The 20,874-nt window shown below is 35.4% G+C and carries 14 protein-coding genes and 1 other RNA gene; 1 reads left to right on the plus strand and 14 read right to left on the minus strand.

Going from position 1 to position 20,874, the window contains the following annotated elements; genetic code table 11:
* Positions 1-119: 119 nt before the first annotated feature.
* The 13 genes from F7888_RS14670 to F7888_RS14730 all read right to left on the minus strand — a co-directional run bounded on the left by F7888_RS14670 (position 120) and on the right by F7888_RS14730 (position 16,120).
* Complete coding sequence (locus F7888_RS14670; RefSeq protein ID WP_191780675.1) at positions 120-1,637, minus strand: carboxypeptidase M32; 1,518 nt, start codon at positions 1,635-1,637, stop codon at positions 120-122.
* 113 nt (positions 1,638-1,750) lie between these two features.
* The gene (locus tag F7888_RS14675; RefSeq protein ID WP_191780677.1) at positions 1,751-3,685 is read right to left on the minus strand and encodes an ATP-dependent DNA helicase; all 1,935 of its coding nucleotides are present in this window, start codon (positions 3,683-3,685) and stop codon (positions 1,751-1,753) included.
* Between the two features lie 144 nt (positions 3,686-3,829).
* Positions 3,830-4,012 (minus strand): hypothetical protein, encoded by a 183-nt coding sequence (locus F7888_RS14680; protein WP_191780679.1) that lies wholly within the window; start codon positions 4,010-4,012, stop codon positions 3,830-3,832.
* Between the two features lie 114 nt (positions 4,013-4,126).
* Positions 4,127-5,266, minus strand: a complete 1,140-nt coding sequence (locus tag F7888_RS14685) for a THUMP domain-containing class I SAM-dependent RNA methyltransferase (protein WP_191780681.1) — start codon at positions 5,264-5,266, stop codon at positions 4,127-4,129.
* 133 nt (positions 5,267-5,399) lie between these two features.
* An RNA gene (rnpB, locus tag F7888_RS14690) (RNase P RNA component class B) lies at positions 5,400-5,782 on the minus strand.
* 84 nt (positions 5,783-5,866) lie between these two features.
* A complete protein-coding gene (gpsB, locus tag F7888_RS14695; protein ID WP_191780683.1) occupies positions 5,867-6,166 on the minus strand; it encodes a cell division regulator GpsB in 300 nt (99 codons plus the stop codon).
* A 90-nt stretch (positions 6,167-6,256) separates the two neighbouring features.
* The gene (locus tag F7888_RS14700) at positions 6,257-6,814 is read right to left on the minus strand and encodes an SLOG family protein (RefSeq protein ID WP_191780685.1); all 558 of its coding nucleotides are present in this window, start codon (positions 6,812-6,814) and stop codon (positions 6,257-6,259) included.
* Between the two features lie 84 nt (positions 6,815-6,898).
* Positions 6,899-7,195 carry a spore coat protein gene (locus tag F7888_RS14705; RefSeq protein ID WP_191780687.1) on the minus strand — a complete coding sequence of 99 codons (297 nt, stop codon included), beginning with the start codon at positions 7,193-7,195 and terminating at the stop codon, positions 6,899-6,901.
* A 358-nt stretch (positions 7,196-7,553) separates the two neighbouring features.
* On the minus strand, positions 7,554-8,816 hold the full coding sequence (locus tag F7888_RS14710; protein WP_191780689.1) for a ribonuclease H-like domain-containing protein: 1,263 nt from the start codon (positions 8,814-8,816) through the stop codon (positions 7,554-7,556).
* Between the two features lie 250 nt (positions 8,817-9,066).
* Positions 9,067-11,319 carry a DEAD/DEAH box helicase gene (locus F7888_RS14715; protein ID WP_191780691.1) on the minus strand — a complete coding sequence of 751 codons (2,253 nt, stop codon included), beginning with the start codon at positions 11,317-11,319 and terminating at the stop codon, positions 9,067-9,069.
* A 101-nt stretch (positions 11,320-11,420) separates the two neighbouring features.
* The gene (locus tag F7888_RS14720) at positions 11,421-12,143 is read right to left on the minus strand and encodes a peptidoglycan recognition protein family protein (RefSeq protein WP_225228818.1); all 723 of its coding nucleotides are present in this window, start codon (positions 12,141-12,143) and stop codon (positions 11,421-11,423) included.
* Between the two features lie 84 nt (positions 12,144-12,227).
* Positions 12,228-13,079, minus strand: a complete 852-nt coding sequence (locus F7888_RS14725) for an amidohydrolase family protein (protein ID WP_191780693.1) — start codon at positions 13,077-13,079, stop codon at positions 12,228-12,230.
* Positions 13,076-16,120: a GNAT family N-acetyltransferase gene (locus F7888_RS14730; protein ID WP_191780695.1), complete on the minus strand. Its 3,045-nt coding sequence runs from the start codon at positions 16,118-16,120 to the stop codon at positions 13,076-13,078. The genes F7888_RS14725 and F7888_RS14730 overlap by 4 nt, the downstream gene beginning before the upstream one ends.
* A 281-nt stretch (positions 16,121-16,401) precedes the next feature.
* Here F7888_RS14730 and glsA point away from each other — a divergent pair, with 281 nt between their 5' ends.
* On the plus strand, positions 16,402-17,331 hold the full coding sequence (gene glsA, locus F7888_RS14735; protein WP_191780697.1) for a glutaminase A: 930 nt from the start codon (positions 16,402-16,404) through the stop codon (positions 17,329-17,331).
* A 258-nt stretch (positions 17,332-17,589) separates the two neighbouring features.
* Here glsA and F7888_RS14740 read toward each other — a convergent pair whose 3' ends face one another.
* Entirely contained in the window at positions 17,590-20,796 is a 3,207-nt protein-coding gene (locus F7888_RS14740) for a DEAD/DEAH box helicase (RefSeq protein WP_191780699.1), read from the minus strand.
* Positions 20,797-20,874: the final 78 nt, after the last annotated feature.

Genomic DNA, 20,874 nt, shown 5'->3' on the forward strand with positions numbered 1-20,874 from the left:
CATTAACTAAGGTAATAGTAGAATTTAAACGACAAAATAGAGAAAGGTGAATTTGAGCGTACTCAAATTCACCTTTCTCTTTATTTGAAGCTAGTTATGTCCCAGCCTCTTTTCTTTGTTTATAATTGATAAAGCTTTTTGTATTTGTTTTGTAGGTAGGCAATTAGATGCTCCGCATTTAATCCCTCTCCTGTTGCATCCTTTATGATTTCTAATGGCTTTTTTGATTTTCCAAAACGATGCACTCTTTCTGTCAACCACTCTTTAACTGGAAGTAGCTCACCTTTTTCCAATAACTCATCAAATTGAGGAATATCCTTTACCATTGCATCTTTTAATTGAGCTGCATAAATATAGCCTAATGCATATGACGGGAAGTATCCAAAGGCTCCACCTGCCCAGTGAACATCCTGAAGGACACCGTTCGCATCACTATCTGGCGTAATTCCGAGATATTCTTCATACTTTTGGTTCCAGATAGCTGGGAGGTCTTTCACTTCAATCTCTCCATTGAAAAGTCCTTTTTCAATTTCATAACGAATCATAATATGTAAAGGATATGTCAGTTCGTCTGCTTCAATACGAATGAGAGATGGTTTTGATTCATTAATGGAACGATAGAATTCTTCAACAGAAACATTGCTAAATGCCTCTGAAGAATAGTTCTTCAATTGGCTATAGTTATGTTGCCAAAAGGAATAGCTTCTACCAACAAAATTCTCATAGAATAATGATTGTGATTCATGAATGCCCATAGACGTGCCTGTACATAGCAACGTACCTACGAAGTCTTCAGATATGTTCTGTTCATAAAGAGCATGTCCACATTCATGGATTGTCCCGAAAACAGCTGTTCGAAAATCTTGTTCATCATATTTTGTTGTAATCCTTACATCTCCGGGATTTAGCCCTGTTGCAAATGGATGTACTGTTTCGTCAAGTCTTCCAGCATCAAAATCATATCCCAATAAGCCAATAATATCTAAACTCAATTGACGTTGTTTCTCTTTTGGGAAGAATTCAAATAAGAAGTCTGTATTTGGCTTGTGATTTGACTTTGCAATTTCTTGAACTAATGGTACGATACTCTTTCTTAATTGAGCAAAGACAGAATCAATGACTTCAACTGTTACACCTGGCTCATACATATCTAATAAAGTATTGTATTTATTCCCTTCATAACCCCAATAGTCGATAAAGCGTTTGTTAAATTCAACAAGCTTTTCTAAATAAGGTTGAAACAAGGCGAAATTATTATCAGCCTTTGCTTCCTCCCAAATCGATTCTGCTTTTGATTGCAAAATAACGTATTCCTTGTACTCCTCCTGAGGAATTTTCTTATTACGATCATACTCTTTTTTGCACTCTTCGAGAGTCTTAATCGTAACTTCTGCCAAATCCCCGTTGTTTGCTGATGGTGTAAGCTTTGAAATATATGCAGCCATTTCTTCTGAGGTTGACATCTTAAATACCTCAGTTGATAGTAAGCCTACAACCTCAGAACGCTGCTCTACCCCTTTTTTAGGTGCGCCAGTTCGTAAATCCCAATATATCAAACCAATCGCTTCGTTATAGCTAGTCATCTTTTTGACATAGTCCATGAATTGTTTTTCCGCTTTTTTTATATCTGCAATCATTTCTAAATCCCTCCTATAGTTTCATCAATACTTTTCGACATGAACATGAATTCTCCTCTATTAAAAGGAGGGCTATTTTGGCATTTTAATTTTATTGAGAAAAGTTGTACTCATTATTCTCCCTGAATGGAGGTTGGTAATACATTTACAATTTTCTCTTCAACGGTTTTGTCCATATTTTTTGTACCAAATATAGTGATAAGTCCTTGATCTTGATGTGTACGGATTAGTCTTCCGATTCCTTGTCTTAATCGTAGGATCATGTAAGGTACATCTACATCAAAAAATGGATCAGCTACAGACTTTCTTTTCGCCTGGAAAACAGGGTCATTTGGCGGAAATGGAATAGACCAAATAATCACATTTGATAGAGATGGACCTGGAATATCTAACCCTTCCCATAAATGTACTGAACAAAGAATACTTTCCTCATTGTTTTGGAAGGTTGAAACAAGCTCACTTATTTCTTTGTCTCCTTCGAAAAGGAATGTGTATTCTGTTTGTCCTTTAACAGTTTCTTTAAAGCGACCTAAATCCTCTTTTGAATTAAATAAGATTAGCCCTCTACCATCTGTTTCCTTAAGCTTATCCAATGTATATGCATATTTCTCATCAAATCCACTCTTATCATCAGACACCTTTGGAAAATAGATTTTCATTTGTTCGTCATAATCAAAAGGTGATTCAACTGAGAATGATTGATAGTCTTTAATACCAAGACTTGAGGAAATATAATCAAATGACTTATCCTCAGATAAAGTTGCAGATGAGAAAATAAAAGGGATCTCTTTTGAGAATACTTTTTCTTTCAAAATGTCTTCAACAGCTCTTGGCATAATCACAAGGGTTTCCTGATTCGTTTCCGCTTCTACCCATGTAATAACATCTGATTCCTTTAAAAGTAGACTGATTGAAAATTCCATTTGATCAATATATTCATCTACGATATTTAACTCATAGTGATCAATCGTATATAACTGACTCTCATAAACAAGACCCTCACCAATCCCACTTAACTGATAATGTAAAGCCTTAGTAGCCTTTAGTAAATCAGGCACAAAACGTACTTCTTTACGATTTGATCCTTCAACAATACTAGAATGTTCTCTTAGCAAATCAAAGAATTGTGTATTCTGTTCTAGTGTATCTTCAATTAATAATGCTAGTTCTTCACGTATATCATTTTCTAGAACTCGAGTTAATAACGTTTCTAGCATTGTTTCATTCAAACGATAAGTTAACGCCTTTTGAGCCGAGTATTCTAACAAATGTCCTTCATCAAAAACGACACAGCTTGCTTCTGGTAATAAAGGAAGCTGACCTTCTCTTTTACGCGAATCTACTGTCCAGATGTGCTCCATATAGAAGTCATGAGAGCAAATAATTAAATCTGTTGCTTTTCGGTAGTAATCTCGTGATAAGGTTTGTCCACAACGATGCCTAACTGGACAAGAAAAGCAATCTTGAAATGTATCCCACCCAACATGCTTCCACTCCTCATCTGTTAAATGAGGATAATCTTTTCTATCACCGTAATGGTAGAAGTTCTGTAATGTGGCTTGATTCCCAACAAATTCTGGTAGCTCTGCATGAATATCAAAATACGCATCTAAATCATGGACTTCAATTGCTTTATCTAATTTCTGTAAGCATAAATATTGATCTTGAGACTTTGCTAATCGAACATCGATATTTAAATCTAATGCCGCAGAAAGCTTCGCAATGTCGCCTTCTTTTTTTACTAATTGTTCTATTAATGATTCATCCGCACATGAAATAATTGCTGGTTTGCCAATATATCTTGCATAACAAATTGCATATAGGAGATACACAAATGTTTTTCCTGTTCCAACTCCAGCTTCCGCAAATACAACATCCTTGTCTTTGAAAGAACGTTCTAGTTGGAAAGCCATAAAAATTTGTTCATCTCGTAGTTCAAAGCCTTTTTCAGGTAGGATGTCATAGAATACATCCCCAATCCATTCATTAAATTTAACATAAAAATTTTCTGTCTTTGAAATTTGAAAAGGTAGTCGCTCACTTATCATTTCTACTTTCCTCCAGCCTATATAAACACTAATTCATTATTATCTGATATATTGTAAGTGTAGTCAATCTATATGATGCATTTATTGCTAGATTTACTTCAAAACAGCATAAATAAAAAAACCTGGCAAAAGCCAAGTTCTCGTTTATTTATTTAAATAAGTAAGGTACTCCTTATCTACTGATGTTGCAATGGATAATGCTTGAAGTAAATCATCCTTTGCTTGATCAATTAATGGAATTTGGCCTTCCTCAATTCCTTCATGCTGTAATGCTAGGGCTGAAGACTGAAGTGCCTTTTTTATGATATCAAAATGCTGAAGATCCATTTCACTCACTCCTGTATAATCATTCTGCTTTTAAAACATATTAGACATTTTATGTGAGTAACGGCTCTCTTATTCCTTCTAATATAAAAAAGCCACAAAGCTGTGGCTAACAAGTTATTTTGTTCTAGGCGGACGCTTTCCCCAATATTGATAGTAATCAGTACGGATAAACCCATTAAATAATTTTCTCTTTTTTGTTGCTGGCTTTCCAAAAAGCTTCTCAAAATCCGGATGTGACGTAAGCATATAAATGGACCATGTGTCAAGAGATGCAAACGCACGTCCCATAGCCTTATACATTTGTTCAACTTCTTTCTTCTCACCTAAACGCTCACCATATGGTGGGTTTCCAACAATTACTCCATACTGCTTATTTGTTGTGAAATCACTTACCTGCATTTGCTTGAATGTAATTAAGTCTGCAAAACCAGCTTCTTCTGCATTCTCTGTTGCAATATTTATCATACGATGATCAATATCAAATCCTTGTATATCCAAAGGTTGATCATAATTTGCTAAATCCTCAACCTCTTGTCTTGCTTGATCCCAATTTGATTTACCGATCCATTCCCAATTTTCCGATGCAAAATCCCGATTAAAGCCTGGTGCGATATTTTGACCAATCATTGCAGCCTCAATGGGAATCGTTCCAGAACCACAAAACGGATCAATAAATGGCTTATCAGGTGTCCAATTCGTCAACTTAATAAGTGTTGCAGCTAATGTTTCCTTTAGTGGTGCCTCACCCTGTCCAGCACGATAACCCCGTTTATGTAAGCCTACTCCACTCGTATCAATTGTCAACGTAACAATATCTTTTAGAATAGCTACTTCAATCCGACACAAAGGACCTGATTCTTCAAACCAACCTTCTTTTCGATAATGTCTTTTTAAATTTTCTACAACTGCTTTTTTAACAATACTTTGACAATCTGATACACTATATAATGTTGATTTGACCGATTTCCCAATAACCGGAAACTCAGCATTTTCGGGGATAAATTGCCCCCAATTTAATGCTTTCGTTTTTTCAAATAATTCATCAAAGGTTGTAGCCTTGAACTCTCCTATTTTTAGCTTAATACGATCTGCAGTTCTTAACCAAAGATTAGCTCTACAAATTGCTTTTTCATCAGCAACAAATGTCACCTTGCCATTTTCAACCGTACAATCATATCCTAAATCCTGAACCTCTTTTGCTACAACCGCCTCAATTCCCATCGCAGCAGTAGCAATCAGTGTAACTTGTCCCATCTTATCCACCTAACCTAAATTTATTTTCTATTTACAATAAATACTCGTGTAAGCTTATGTACTATTATATTAATAAAAGCCCTCCATTAAACTGGAGAGCTTAAATTTGTTCATGATCTATCCATCAATAACGTTCTGTAAGCCATGTTTTGTTCCATTGTACTGCAATCGGTATTGAACCTCGTACTTTGGTGGTAATCATCTATCTACAGATATAAATCTGTCCCTCTCATCGTTCATTTCCTTAGAGAAGGTGCCCCTACCATTATTTGGGTTTCTCGCTCGAGGGGTTTACCTCGTTCCACCCTTGTAATTTCTTACAAGACTACGTCACTGTGGCACTTTCAAAGTATTCAAGCCATATCCTTACAGACTTAGGCTTTTTCCCTGCCGTTAACACATGAATGTGCTACCCTAGCTTATGGTTTCGCTAGGCACGAACACTACAATCATCTCAGATTGTGCGAGCATGGACTTTCCTCTACAGTTAAACAACTGTAGCGATTACCCGAACGTTATTAATGTTAGCATGTCATATTATAGTAAAAAATCAAAGTTTAATCAAGTTCTTTCGATTGGAAATATTTAAGTTCATGCTAATCAATCAAATAGCTTACTTCCAAAGACATGTTTTTCAAGATTAGATAATCTTTTCAAAATATCAAAATTAGTTGTTCCTGTTTGTTGGACTGGTTGTTTTTTACTTGTATCTTCTAATTGCTTCCTAAGACGTTGATTCTCTTGACGTAAATCTTCTATCACCTGTTGAAATGCTTCATAGTCTTTAATAATTACATCCAGGTATTTATCAACATCTGCCTGCTTGTACCCTTTTAATCCTGACTTGAATTCTTTTTCTAAAATATCTTTAGCCGTTAATTTAATGTTATCTGATAGCATATTATTCACCTCGATACACTTTCCCCATTCTTCTTAGTCTATTTTTTCAAAGATTTCTTGTATTGTCAATTTTATCTTTATGATGAATGATTAAAAATCATGCTCACGAAATTGTTCCTCTTCTGCAATTACTTGAAGATCATAGCCATTTATGACAAATAGTTGATAGTCTGATTGCTCTAATTCTTGCTTTGCTAGTTGATAAATATATTTTGGACTTCCTTCATTTTCTTCATCATAAACGATTAACAAAGCATCACTCTTGTCGATAAAAAATCTATTTTTAAGTCGAAATTGCATAGGATTCTCGTATTTTTTGTTTGTGATACTATTCGTATAATCAGCCTGTGAAACAATAAACTCATATAATTCCTTATTTGTTTCATTCCAATTTTCTTCTTGCTCTAAGAAAGGAGTAATGACTGCTAGTTGTAGATGAGGATACTCTAGCTGTAAATCAAATACGACTTCAGCTGCCCATAGCTCTACCCCTAATTGCCCACTAATAATTACCCATTCTAAGCCTTCGTCCAACATAGATATTAACTGATTTTTTATAGCTTTTTTTATGTATGTGATTCCAGGATGTTTGATATCAAAAAGCCCAAGTTCAAATGGCTTATATCCTGTAATGGCAACGACTTTCATCTCCTAAGATCTCCTTAATACAAATTTGATGAAATCTAGCAAGAACCTTCTCCCAAGATTCCTGCTAGATGAGTGTATACATAATTAGCTCTCAAAGTAAGGCGTTGGTGTAGGAGCTATTGGAGCGCTCGGTGGTACTGGAGCTGCTGCTGGTAATAATCCTGCAGGAGGTGTAGCTCCACAATTGAAATGTTGGTTAGACACCTCATTAGCAAATGATTCAGTGTGTGGATAATAGTGTAAATGATCGTACTTATGATGGTTTACGTTTTGTGTGTGTGATGGATGAATATGTGGTACGATTGTCTTTTGGAACGTATTATTAACACAGCACTTTGTTGGATATACAATTGGTTGTAAAACATTAGGTCTAAAATGCATTTTTAATGTTCTCCTTTCGTATTTTCATCTGTCTTTCACTATCAACCTATGAAAAAAGGGAGATACATGTACTAATGCAAACACCTATTTTTTATAAAAAAGCATAAAATCCTTCTTTAACACCAGTCAGAACAAGAAAAATGATTGTTACTACTACAAAATATAATACAAAAATAGCTCTAGACAATGTTCTTCTCTCCATTTATAGCAAATTATTTCTTTACTCATAACAACTTTATATTTTACAAGGTTTTACACGATTCTACAATGTTAAATCAAGGGAAAGAGAAATTTGTTGTTTTCGACATAAAATTTGCGAAATTGCACTATTTTTGCGCTTGCCCGGGTAATAAATTGCTTATTTCCATAGTTTATTTCGTAATCGCTTAATCCTTTTTTGAAGCAACTCTTCTTTCTGGTCATCTTGACATCTCGTTAAACTTTTCTGAGTTTTGTAAATATTCACAGCCTCTTCTGTATAGTCTAATGCTTTTTGATAATCCCTAACTTGATGTTCATACAGTTTGGCAATTTCAATTGCTATATCAAAGAGTGTAAGCTTCTCACCCTCTTTAAATACTTCAAGAAAATAAGTGAGTGCAGTTTTATGTTCTTTTTTCCTCTTATATAAAAATGCCAATTGTGTTTTAGCATGTAAAGCCGTTTTTGTTTCTAACTGACTTACATGTTGATACATTGATTCTGCTGTTTGAACTTCACCTAATGAATTTAACCAACGTGCTACCTCATACTTTTCAGAAGCAGTGCTTTTTGTCGACGTATTTAATAACTTCTTAGATAGATGAATATAAAGACTAATTAATGACAAGACATCTATTTCATTATGGTGTAGAACCCCTTTTATTCCTTCTGGATCTTGACTTTGGATATAGTCAAAATAGAGCATAGGTGCTAAATACCCAGGTACATCGCCCTCTCTTTTGATTGAAAGAATATCTTTCTCAACATTAGCCAAACGCACGGATTCCAGATTATTCTTCCATAATCTCCTTGAAGCATGATATAAATCAAAATGTCCGAATTCTGGTAGCTTTGGTACATGCTCACGTACAAGTGTATGTCTAGTTTTGACTTGTGGCCAATCAAATGATTTTCCATTATAGGTAACAAGCGTTTTGTAATCAATATTCTCCAAAAAGCTTTGGTAAAGTGCTACTTCTGCACCTGGAGTGGGTAAAAAATGTTGGATAACCTCAACATGATCTTCTTTTAAAACAGCTTGTCCTAATAGGAAGATTGTGTTTCCAGTACCTCCTCCTAAACCAGTTGTTTCAGTATCAAAAAAGAATAATTGATTTACTTGAAAACCTTTACTGGACAATGGGTGTTCAAGGTCAGATTGGTTCCATGCGGCAACAATTTCTTTAAGCTCTTCAAATCGGTAGATTCCATGTTGATAGGTTAATGGATATACTACTTTTCTAACAAAACAATATGCTTCATCAAAATAATATGGCTTTGCACCTATTGACTGCCATTTTTCAAGGTGCGGAATCTCAAAGGATAAATCAACACCACGACTGATAGAAGAACTAGGAATCGTATGTTCCTCTCGAACAATATTCTTTTTATGTCGATTTAATTTATCTTTAAGACTCATGAATATAATCCCCTTTTAAACTTTTCTATAGGCCGGTTCCTTACAGATTCTTGTTTTTATAGACGCATCCTGAATACACTCCGCGTCCTGTGGGAGCCAATTAGTCCCACGGGAGTCTTGAGTGTATTCAGACTGCTAGAAATCTATACTCAACTAATTCACCTCAAAAAACAACAATCTTTGAGAAAACGGCCTTTTTAATAAATATTTGTGTATAAGATCAACAAACTCTGAGAAAAAAACTTTCTAATCAGTTAGATAGCTGATTTAAAATTGATAGACTCATATCTTTTGCATGACGAGCTTCTATTTCATTACCTATGCATGAAGGACAGCCATCCTCACATGGGCATTTCTTGATAAGAATAATCGCTGAAGCAATTACTTCATCCACTCGCTTATAGATCTCATCGGCTAATCCAATTCCCCCAGGATAGCGGTCATAGAGATAAATGGTTGGCAAGCCTGAATGAGTTGCTTTGATTTGCGGAACAACATGAACATCGTTACTATCACACATGACTAATACTGGCACTACATGCTTTAACACATTAGATATACCAACTAACAATTGTTCTAAAGTCTTCGTCTCAATTTTTAATTGATCATTAAGATCTAACCAAGTCGCACTTGTATGAAGTTCTTCTTCAGGCAAGTGAATCGGACCAGAACCAATATTTTCAAATGTACTCATTTTAATCTTCTTAAATATTGTCGGCATGGCATTGACTGTTACGTCTCCATAATGAATGGCAGATGTCACTCGGTTCACTTCTTTATCGATCTCTAACACCTTTAAATCAACAGCCAAATTGGCATCTGTAAAGTATTCAACATCTACTTGTCTTACAAATGCCTTTTTCTCCTCCCAATCTAGTAACTCTACCTGGAATTGAACTCCCTCATGAAGATAAATAGCTTCGTCATGTAACAATGTCATTGCACTAAATCGGTCCATTTCACCGATAACCTTGTGGTTTGCTGTTTCTGTTTGATCGATGATGATAACATTCTCCTGTGAAGCAGATCGTAAGCTAATATTATGAGCTGGGAACCCATCACTCATCCAATACCATTTCTCCCCTGATTGATGAAGGACACGCTCCTCAGTTAGAAATTCCAAAATTTCTTCGATTTCAAGATCTCCAAATGTATCACCATTTTTAAAAGGTAACTCATATGCGGCACATTTAATATGATCTACAAGGATGATCAGATTGTTAGGATTAATTCTTGCGGATTCAGGATTTCGATCAAAAAAGTATTCTGGATGTCCAACAATGTATTGATCAATTGGTGTGGAACTTGCAACCATTAATATTAGCGCTTCTCCGTGGCGTCTTCCCGCACGTCCAGCTTGCTGCCACGTACTTGAAACAGATCCAGGATAACCAGTCATCACACATACCTGAAGCTGACCAATATCAACTCCCAATTCAAGTGCATTTGTACTTACAACACCAAGAATATCACCATTTCGCAGACCACGTTCGATCTCTCGACGTTGCTTTGGTAAATAGCCACCACGGTATCCTCTAATCGATTTTGAGCCCAGCTCTTTTTTTACAAGCTCTTGAATATGACTTAAGATAATTTCCACTCTTACACGACTCCGTGCAAACACAATCGTTTGAATATTATTCTTCAAGAACTTCTTAGCAAATTCATTTACTTCTTTCGTTGCACTCTTTCGGATATTAAGAGATTTATTAACAATTGGTGGATTATAAAACACAAAATGCTTTCTCCCGCTTGGTGCACCATTATTATTAATTAATGTCATTTTTGTCCCAGTTAATTCTTCTGCCAATTCTTTTGGATTTGCTATTGTTGCAGATGTACAAATAAACACAGGATTACTCCCATAAAACTGACAGATTCTTTTTAATCGACGAATGACATTTGCGACATGACTTCCAAAAATGCCACGATATGTATGTAATTCATCGATGACAATAAATTTGAGATTTTCAAAAAGCGACACCCATTTTGTATGATGAGGTAAAATCGCAGAGTGTAACATATCAGGATTTGTAATGACGATATGACCCGCTTTACGAACAACTTGTCTAATATTCGGGGCTGTATCCCCATCATATGTATAGCTCTTTATATCAAGGTCCATCTCATCAATCATTTCATTTAACTCACTCTTCTGATCCTGTGCTAATGCTTTTGTGGGGAATAGGTAGAGTGCACGATTAGAAGGGTCCTCAACAATTGATTGCAAAACAGGTAAATTATAGCACAATGTTTTTCCAGATGCCGTTGGTGTAACAGCGACGATATTTTCATGTCTATTCACAGCTTGAAAGGCATCATACTGATGTGTATACAATTGTTCAATGCCTCGCTTTTTAAAAGCATCAGATATTTTCTGGTCAACTTTATCTGGCATAGGCATTGTTTTGGCTTCTCGTGGTTCTATCTCATTCCAATGAATGACATTTTCATTGGCTCTAAGTTCTTCAATCAATTCTTTTAACGACTTTTTCTTAAACATACGTTTCACCTCTATTACTCTCATTTTAGCGAATGTTTGTTTGGATATCTACAAAAAAATAAAAGAGTTGCAGATGTATTTTTTTCCTGCAACTCTCTTACTCATTTTAAAGTGGATGATATCTCTTGTATTTTCTTAGTAACTAATGGATAGAAGTATTTTTTTGCACTTGTTGTTGAATTCCCTCCGAAAAAACCCGTACCAGGACATGTTTTCACATCATAATCCTGTGCGTCGTCTAATACTCTTTCCTTCGTTCTTAAATTCCACCAATGATGATAGGTAATCGTATCAACTGATGGCGTTAAACCATACTTCATACAAAGCAATGCTGTAATATACACAATCGTTTCCTTCTGTTCATTTGTCATTACATCATGTCCAAGATCAAAATTACCAATGTTCTCAATCGCTATACCTTGTGCATTTGCTTTTGGTCCAATCGTCCCTTCAGGAGCAATGTCAAATGGCCTAGAAACAGCTATTTTTCCATCTGGAAATGTTGTTATGTTTTGTGCAATATTCTTCCAGCCCATTTCTGTTACATGGAAATTTTCCATCCCTTTTAACAACGAGAAATGGTTGTTTCCTTTAAACTGCTTATAAGATGGTGCCCATGTATGATGGTGTTGAATTAAGTTGATTTTTCTAGTGAAGTGCTTATGTAATAACCAATTTTTGAATTCTTCTCTTGTCATTAACAGATATTGCCCTTGTGTATTCATTCTATTTGGATCTGTTGCTAGGTCTGTCGCATATACAAACGTGTGACATGATAACGATAAGATAACGATTATACATATATTTACGAACATCTTTTTCATTGGTGTTAGACTCCTCTTTTAGAAATTCACCTATAGATAAAAGCCCTGTTATTTTTAGCAACAGGGCTCTTCTTTATACGAAATCTATAGGAATGCTTTTATCTTTGGGAACACCTTTATTGCTGTATTATAGAATACATCCTCATGATGTGCTTCTGGGATAATATCTTTAATAAATTGAATATATGGCTCGATAGGTGTAAGGGGCCAATCTGTACCAAATAAGAACTTCTCATAATTCCCTGTAAACGTTAGGGCATGTAATAAATGATCAAAAAATCTCGTCTCCTGTAAACTTGCAATTTTACCTGTTGCACCTACTACCAATCCAGAAAGGTCTGCATATACGTTAGAGTTTTTATAGACTACTTCAGCACCATCAAGTACCCAAGGATCACCAAAATGAGCCATCATAATCGTCATTTCTCTATGCTTTACAGCCACTTCATCTATTGCTAGTGGATGTGAATAACGCAATCTACCACGTTCAGAATACGTATCACCAGTATGAAAAACAACTGGAACCTTATTTTTCTTTGCAATTTGATAAACAGGTTCGTAAACCTCGTCATATGCAAAAAATGGATAATACCCTAAATATATTTTAATCCCGACACATTGAGGCTTTTTTACCTCTTCTTCAAGGTGATTTAGTGCTTCCAGATCAAGCATGAACGGATTGATTCCGGTACAATATACAATATTAGACGGAATCTGATCTGTTAAATCAATTCCCATTGGAGTGGGTGCAGCTGAGTCAGGAAATCCTTCACCAGCTGTTTCTGTTACTCCCATCGCAATCCCTAATACTACATTATTTTCTGCAAACTCCTTTTGAATCCCAGTTAATGAATAATCAACGTTTGAAATTGTTGTCGCTGTTTCCTGAAAGCTTCCTATCTTTGAATAATGAATATGGGCATCTATAATCTTCATTTACTGACCTCTTTAAATCTCATTCTTTGTAAATCCTTGGCTTCATCCGCACTCAACATCTTATTTGTCCCTACAATGAAAGATGGTGCTGAAAGACGTTCTGTTCCATCTGCCATTTGAATCTCTCTCCAGGTTGCAAGTGACATAACCTCTTTATTCATATAGGATTCAATTTCAGTTGCTTCACGATCACTGATATATTGAAGTAACTGATTGTCATCTGAAGTACCCATTACAATGTGTTCAGATAGATATGTCATTAGCTCTGATTTTCCTGCAATGAACTTCCTATTCTCCCCTACATTTTGCATCCATCCATGCTTAAAGCAACCTTCGGTAAACCACTTCTTATAATGAAAATAAGTACCGGAGTTTTGTTCAATTTTAGTAACAATCACGACAATAGGTATCCCAGGTAGCATACAAAAATATTGATGTAACCCAAGTCCTTTATACGTCTCATTTTCAGAAAATACAGTAGAAATCTTTAAACCCTTCCAAACTCTCCCTGTATCGTCAATTAGCACACCTTCACTGACACTTGACCGTTCTTTTGTAAATGACTTTTGATTAATTCCTAATAGAGAAGAACGAATCCCACCACTCCAAGGATTCCACCACGACTTTGGGCCTAGGGTTGGAAATGAAGTGTCTAGCCATTCTTTTCCACCAATTTCCAACGAAGTCAATGTCGGGTAAAATTCGTCTGATGCTGTCATCGTTATTTGCTCATTACTTGCAACTAGACATTCCCTACCCAATTTGATGACTTTATTTACCTTCACTAATTCTTTTGTAGGATTTAGTTGTAAATTGATTTTATGATCCTTAATACCGTTTATTTCATACTCTGCTTTTATTGTAGAAACGGGAGTTAATGTGTTTTCTATTTCTACATTAACTTCTCTTTTTTCATCATCTAGTGTTAAATGAATAGGAGTGTTCATGTTGAATGAAACTTCCCCCTGTATATAGCTTATCTTTCGGTCCATTAATTTCACTTGAGAATCATGATGGGTAAGCTGAATATCTTCATATGAAATCGAAGAATCCAATTGTTTTCTCATCGAAAATTCTCTAAAATCATCAAAGCTTTGGTATGCACCGATAGAATAATAGACTGGTTTAGTAGAGTATTCTGAGTTTGCCTGCAAGAGCCCTAGTTCATGTTCTACATAAAAATACCAAGATTCAAAATTCACTTTTGCATCTTTTGGCCATGAAATCCCTTGTGGATAGGCTTCATATCGAGAGAATAACCAATTTTCAGTGAGCTCACGACTATTCCATAATCCATATTCAGAATTGGCCTTATCTTCTACCTTTATCACGTCACCATTTACTACCATTACAGGTTTATAAAGCTCATGATAGACTGGTTGATAAATCGAAATTGGTTCAGCTGTGACTCGATCAGTGAGGTTACGGATTGTATATGATTGTTCCACTAGTCCTTCACTATATAATTTAGAAACACTTACTAATTCAAGCTGTGGAAAAGCAGTTGATTTATAGAACGCATGTAAAATAACGGCGTTGCCCTCTAGCTTGTGTTCAATCTTATAAGGCTTCCTTTTTGAAAATTCACTTGAATAAGGCTTCCCTATCTTTGGAAACATCCCCATAGTTTGTTGCGAGCCTTTGGTTAATCTACCAGGAATGATTTTATTGTCAAATTTACTTAAATATAGGTGATATAAGCCATTATAAATTTGCCAATAATCATCACATTCACCATAAAAACGAGCTCCTAAACCTTTAAATCCAAGTCCAATTTGCTTCGTAAATTGTTGTGTTTGACCATTTTCCCTTTTTACATCCACTTCAATATTTGGAGCATAAAATCCAAATTGATTCAGTCTATACGGAATAGCAATAGACGTTTTTTCTTTTGGCTCTAATGATACATTGAACACCGATTGCTTCAATTCAACTAAATCACAAGAAGGAATTGAAACATTGTACGTTGTTGTCTCATTAAAATTATTTTCTAAATCAAGATAAAATACGGCTTCTTCATTTAGATAGCACTGTGAATTAGGAACGAAAGCTGAAATTTGTGCTGGTAATTTTGGTAAAATTCCCGTTTTAAATATTGCTTTCTTCCCATTAATTAAGACATTTGTTATTACAGAAGGATGCGTACGCCAATTACTCTGCTCTTCTACTAATGTATTAATTTTGAAAGTTGCTTCAATTGAATTCTCAGTCTCTACGGTAAATGAATCCGTAAAGGAATATTCAACAATCTGATGGTCCACTCCTTCAAGTGCTATTTGAAGTGGTTTTCCAGACTTGTTTTTGACATAATAATGAATCTTATATTCTGCATCACTAACAAGCTTGAAATTTTCTACTGAAGCTGACACTATATAGTCATTAGTCTCTATCGTTCTGAGTCCACGACCTGTTCGTTCAAATTCCATCTTTAACTGATTACCGTTAGAATTCCACTTATATTCATAAAATGTGAACTCATTCTCTTTTTTCCCATCAGGAGTTACTTCGATTATTCTAGTGCTAGCGTCATACCAATTTACGATAGCAAAATACTCTTCTGCAGCTTCCGTATTCAATACGGTTGGCATGAAATTCATTAGGTGAGTAGTGTCATCCCGATCTTCCCAAAAAAACCCACACTTTTTATATAAAGGTACAGCCTTTGTATTCCCTGCCCAAGTATATAAATCAAGTCTTGGCCAATTCAGTTCAACTGTACGTTCTAAAGCCTTTAAAACTAGTAATTTCCCTATTTTCTGACCGTGATAATCTGTACGTACGTTTAATAAAGGTATATATAAAGCACCTTCGTCTTCACGATATTCACATAAGCCACAGTAGCCTACAACTTTGTCTCCATCCATCGCTAAATAGAGATTTAGATTCCCAGAATTAGCTTCTTGAACTAACACCTTTTCCTCAGTCGTCACGTGAGAATCTCCGCCCCACCCATCACGACTTAAATTCCACATTTCAGCAACACCTTTAGCTAGTCCTTCATGATATTCAACAATTTCTATTTTGCTTTTTGTTTGTTCCATCTAAATGCCTCCAATTATTTGATGACTACGTCCCGCATATCCTATCTACTAAAAAACCCTTTTTCACATTCATGTCAACCTTTCCCATATAATCTCCTCCATTTCTATTAGAAAATTATGGTTATATAACCACCTTTTAACTATAATTGAGTTCGTAGTACTAAGTAAAGATGTTCTGTGTGTAATATTTAAATTTTTCATTAAAATCAGATTAATTAAAGTAATACAATTCATTTTTCATATAAAAGTAAACTTAGCTCATACTAACATGGGTGATATGAATGTTATGTAGAACAAGTGAAGAGTTACAAGCTCTAGTTGATGAAGCAAAAAGATGTACTGTAAAAGGAAAAGTTGCTGATTATATTCCTGCATTAGGAAAAGCAAATCCTAATGATCTAGCTGTTGCTATCCACTACCCTAATGGAGAGTGCACTTCAGCAGGAGATATTGAAAAGAAATTCACACTTCAAAGTGTATCGAAAGTAATCACATTAGCCCTCGTCCTGATGGATAGAGGACCTAGCTACGTCTTTGAAAAAGTAGGTATGGAACCAACTGGTGATCCTTTCAACTCAATCGTGAAATTAGAAACGATGGCGCTTTCAAAACCATTAAATCCTATGATTAATGCAGGTGCACTTGCAGTAACACACATGATTAAAGGGGATTCTGTTAAACAACGATTAGAAAGACTGTTGGAGTTTGTAAGAGAACTTACAAATGATTCAACAGTTTTTTATTCAGAGGATGTGTCACGTTCTGAGTTTGAAACAGCGTTCTTAAATCGATCATTAAGTTATTTTTTGAAGCAAAATGGAATCATAAATGAAGATGTTGAAGAGCTAATGGATTTATACACAAAACAATGTGCCATTGAAATGAATTCTCTAGATTTAGCAAGAATCGGAGTCGTGTTTGCAATGGATGGAGTGGATCCTATAAGTGGTAAACAAATTATTCCCTCAGACATTGCTCGAATATGTAAAACATTTATGGTCACTTGTGGAATGTATAATGCTTCAGGAGAATTTGCCATCAAAATAGGGATACCAGCAAAAAGTGGAGTTTCAGGTGGAATAATGGCAGCCGTTCCTGGCAAATTTGGAATTGGCATCTTTGGCCCCGCATTAAACGAGCAAGGAAATAGCATAGCTGGTATTAAATTATTAGAGTTACTGTCAAATAATTACCAATTAAGTATGTTTTAATAATTTTCTTTTCTGTCGGACAAACTATGACAGGTGTTTATTCACCTACTAACAACATGTGAGAGGGGTTAACCTGATGAATACTCTTTTACACTTCATTACTTCAATGAGATTTAGCTTAATGTCTTTTAGATTCTCATTACGTAAAATGATTTTTAGTCTTAGTTGGTTGTTAAGAAAACCCGCTTTTGGCTTAAGTTAAAAGAGTTTATTCTTTAGCTGTTGTTAGACAGAGGTAAGCTAATCATGCTTACCTCTTTATTCAATCTTAAGAATGTCACGGATGTCTTCTTCAGTAAGACTTGATGACGATTGATTACTTGACTCAATTAGTTCACTAACCAAATCGCGTTTTTTATCCTGTAACTCATTCATTTTCTCTTCTACAGTTCCAGTAGTAATTAGTTTGATGACCTCGACAACCTTCGTTTGACCCATTCGATGTGCACGAGCAGTGGCTTGTTCTTCTACGGCAGGATTCCACCAAATATCATAAAGGATGACTGTGTCTGCTCCAGTGACATTTAAACCTGTCCCACCTGCCTTTAATGAAATCAGAAACACCTCACGCTCCCCTGCATTAAATCGATTACACAGATCAACTCTTTCCTCCGAAGGTGTTTGTCCATCTAAATAGAAAAACGGTGTCTCTTGTATAGCAAGCTCATTACCAATTAAATCTAGCATTTTCGTGAATTGAGAAAAAATCAATACCCTTCTTCCGGAATGCTTTGCTTCTTTTAATATCTTCATTAATTGCTCAAATTTAGCTGATTTTCCTTTGTAGCCTTCAACAAATAAACTAGGATGACAACAAATTTGCCTTAATCTTGTAATACCAGCTAAGATTTTAATCCGATTTTTTCTTATAGTATCCTTATCTAGATGCTTGAGCGTATCATGACGTAGCTTAGCCAAATATGCAGCATATAGCTTCTTCTGATCGGGCATTAATTCAACTGCTTCTATTCGCTCTAATTTTTGCGGTAATTCTTCTAACACGTCCTCCTTCACCCTACGAAGTAAAAACGGCCTACTTCTTCTTGCCACTGTTTTTCTTGAGAGATGACTATATTCCTTTAAGCCTTGGAATAACTCTGGGAATACCACATGAAATATTGACCATAATTCTTCGATTGAATTCTCTACTGGAGTTCCTGTAAGTGCAAATTTATGCTCTGCTTTAATACGCTTTACAGCTCTTGCTGTTTGTGTAATTGGGTTTTTGAAGGCTTGAGCTTCATCAAAAAACACGGTGTGGAAAAGTTGTTTCTCATACCATGCAACATCTTTTCTAAGTAATGGATAAGATGTAATAATAACATCGATAGCTGATACATCCTGTTGTAAATGAGATCTTTCTTGTTTATTACCATCAATTACAATTGCTTCGACTTCTGGGGCAAATTTAATCAACTCACTTAGCCAGTTATACGTTAAAGACGATGGACAAACGACAAGAATGGCTTTTTCTTTTTCACGGATTTCCTTAAGCTCTGAGACGATGAAAGAAATACTCTGTAAAGTTTTACCCAAGCCCATGTCATCGGCTAATATGCCCCCGAACCCATGTTTGGCAAGCGACTTCATCCACCTGAAGCCATGCTTTTGATAATTTCTAAGGACTGTATCCAGCCTTTGTGGGACTTTATAATCCGCCTTAGGTGGATGACTGATTTCGTCTATAAATTGTTGGAACGAGTCTTCAAATGTAAATATACGATTATCTTCTCCATCATTAAGTAACTGAAAACCTTGAACAAACGGCAAATTTAAGCCAGCCTCTAAATCATCTGACTGTACTGGAAGTGCATGTAGAAAACGATTAATTTCCTCAAACTCTTTTGTTTCTAATGAAAGTAATGCCCCTTCTTTTAAACGATAATATTTTCGTTTTTCCTCAAGTGCTTGGAGTATTTCACGAATATGCTGTTCTGGAATACCGTCCATCTCAAATTTAAATTCTAACCAATTGGTTCTCTCCTTCTGTACCTTTACTCTTATTTTCGGACTAGGATTCCCTCTAAAAACTCGATTTCGAACAGCTGTTGTTGCGTAAATTTGTACCAACTTGTGAAGCTTAGGAACTATATTGTATAAGAATTCATACTCCAACTCCTCATTGTGGATAAAATAACCACCATCTGTTGTTGAAAATAAACTCTTATTCATTAGTTCGAGAATTTCCGCTTCCTTTTCTTTATCTCTAAATAATAACGGACCATTGGTTTGCTTTTCATCCAGAGGATTAATCACGATATTTTCATATTGAAATTCTAAACCTGCAAGCAAGCGGTTTTTTACTCGATCCAAAAATAGCTTTGCTGTTAATGGTGTCTTAACCATTTGAGCAGAAATTTCCTTAGATATTTCAACAACACCCAATTTTCTTAATCCTGGTACTACTTTCTCTAGAAAAAAACCAACTTGCTCCTTTGTAATAGGAAGGTGAGTTGAACCTGCTTGGTCTAGCATTTGCTTTAGTTCGAGTAAACGTCTAAAGTCATCTGCTTCTATATGATAGAATGTATCTTCTAGTAGCACAGAATGATATGCTTGAAAAACCAATAAGTCGTTCAAGCCCAGAATCCATAATTGATAGCCATGTGTTTCTTTTTTACTAAAGGAAAAATGTAGCGGAAGAAGGTTGTTTGTAAATTGTATCTGATCAAATATTTTCCCATCGTACTCAAGCTTTATATGTTGTGCATTACTCAGTAATGGCATAAATCGCAGCCACAGACTTGGTGGAAGCAAGAGTATATTAGACGAACTTCCAGCCTCTGATTGACTGTTTATTGAGTGATCATGAGATACTTGAGCAAGTTGTTGTAAAATGACATCTGACTCTCGATCAAAACAATACAAATTAGGATTAAATATCAAGGTATCAGAAAGCACGATTTCCCTATTTTCATTTAGATTCTCTAGAAAATGGCTAATATTGTTCACAGCAGTGCCTTCAACTCTTAACTCAATTCCGATCATTTGGTTGTTTTTACTTAGAATGATTGGACTGCATTTGAACTCTATATCTAGGATCGTACGATTTTCAAAATAACGTTGCTGTACACTTTTACGAACCTGTTTGTCATCAAATAGAGTTAACCAATCATTAGTTGGTCCTTTCGTTGCTTTTAACTCAGATTTTTTTTCAATTCTATTAACAGATTCTGTTTCCTTTAACTGATGTTCATGTATTGAAAGTAATACTGCAGCGATATGCTGACAATCCTTTTGAAAGGAGCCTAACTTTGGACAGGTACAAGTTGCAATAAATCTACTACTTTCGATTTTTTCAACTTTCACATAAAAATCCTCTATACCCGACACTACTGCCTGACAATAATTAGAATCATGTTCCTCAAATGAAACTTTATTTGAACGATAAAAAGCTTCCCCTCTTTTTAAGGAAACAGAGCCGCACATTTCTTCTATCATTTTCTTGTTCACTCTTATATTCATTTTTCTGCTCCCTTTCCCTAAGGGTTTCATGGTATTAAATCTATTTAACAATTTAACATAATCATCATCTATTATAAA

It is taken from the genome of Litchfieldia stipae (assembly GCF_014837155.1).
Lineage (GTDB): Bacteria > Bacillota > Bacilli > Bacillales > Bacillaceae_L > Litchfieldia.

What these genes read in the sequence shown, in the direction of transcription:
- F7888_RS14670 (WP_191780675.1), bottom strand. Translation starts at nt 1,637, where the DNA reads ATGATTGCAGATATAAAAAAAGCGGAAAAACAATTCATGGACTATGTC.
- F7888_RS14675 (WP_191780677.1), bottom strand. Translation starts at nt 3,685, where the DNA reads ATGATAAGTGAGCGACTACCTTTTCAAATTTCAAAGACAGAAAATTTT.
- F7888_RS14680 (WP_191780679.1), bottom strand. Translation starts at nt 4,012, where the DNA reads ATGGATCTTCAGCATTTTGATATCATAAAAAAGGCACTTCAGTCTTCA.
- F7888_RS14685 (WP_191780681.1), bottom strand. Translation starts at nt 5,266, where the DNA reads ATGGGACAAGTTACACTGATTGCTACTGCTGCGATGGGAATTGAGGCG.
- gpsB (WP_191780683.1), bottom strand. Translation starts at nt 6,166, where the DNA reads ATGCTATCAGATAACATTAAATTAACGGCTAAAGATATTTTAGAAAAA.
- F7888_RS14700 (WP_191780685.1), bottom strand. Translation starts at nt 6,814, where the DNA reads ATGAAAGTCGTTGCCATTACAGGATATAAGCCATTTGAACTTGGGCTT.
- F7888_RS14705 (WP_191780687.1), bottom strand. Translation starts at nt 7,195, where the DNA reads ATGCATTTTAGACCTAATGTTTTACAACCAATTGTATATCCAACAAAG.
- F7888_RS14710 (WP_191780689.1), bottom strand. Translation starts at nt 8,816, where the DNA reads ATGAGTCTTAAAGATAAATTAAATCGACATAAAAAGAATATTGTTCGA.
- F7888_RS14715 (WP_191780691.1), bottom strand. Translation starts at nt 11,319, where the DNA reads ATGTTTAAGAAAAAGTCGTTAAAAGAATTGATTGAAGAACTTAGAGCC.
- F7888_RS14720 (WP_225228818.1), bottom strand. Translation starts at nt 12,143, where the DNA reads ATGAAAAAGATGTTCGTAAATATATGTATAATCGTTATCTTATCGTTA.
- F7888_RS14725 (WP_191780693.1), bottom strand. Translation starts at nt 13,079, where the DNA reads ATGAAGATTATAGATGCCCATATTCATTATTCAAAGATAGGAAGCTTT.
- F7888_RS14730 (WP_191780695.1), bottom strand. Translation starts at nt 16,120, where the DNA reads ATGGAACAAACAAAAAGCAAAATAGAAATTGTTGAATATCATGAAGGA.
- glsA (WP_191780697.1), top strand. Translation starts at nt 16,402, where the DNA reads ATGTTATGTAGAACAAGTGAAGAGTTACAAGCTCTAGTTGATGAAGCA.
- F7888_RS14740 (WP_191780699.1), bottom strand. Translation starts at nt 20,796, where the DNA reads ATGAATATAAGAGTGAACAAGAAAATGATAGAAGAAATGTGCGGCTCT.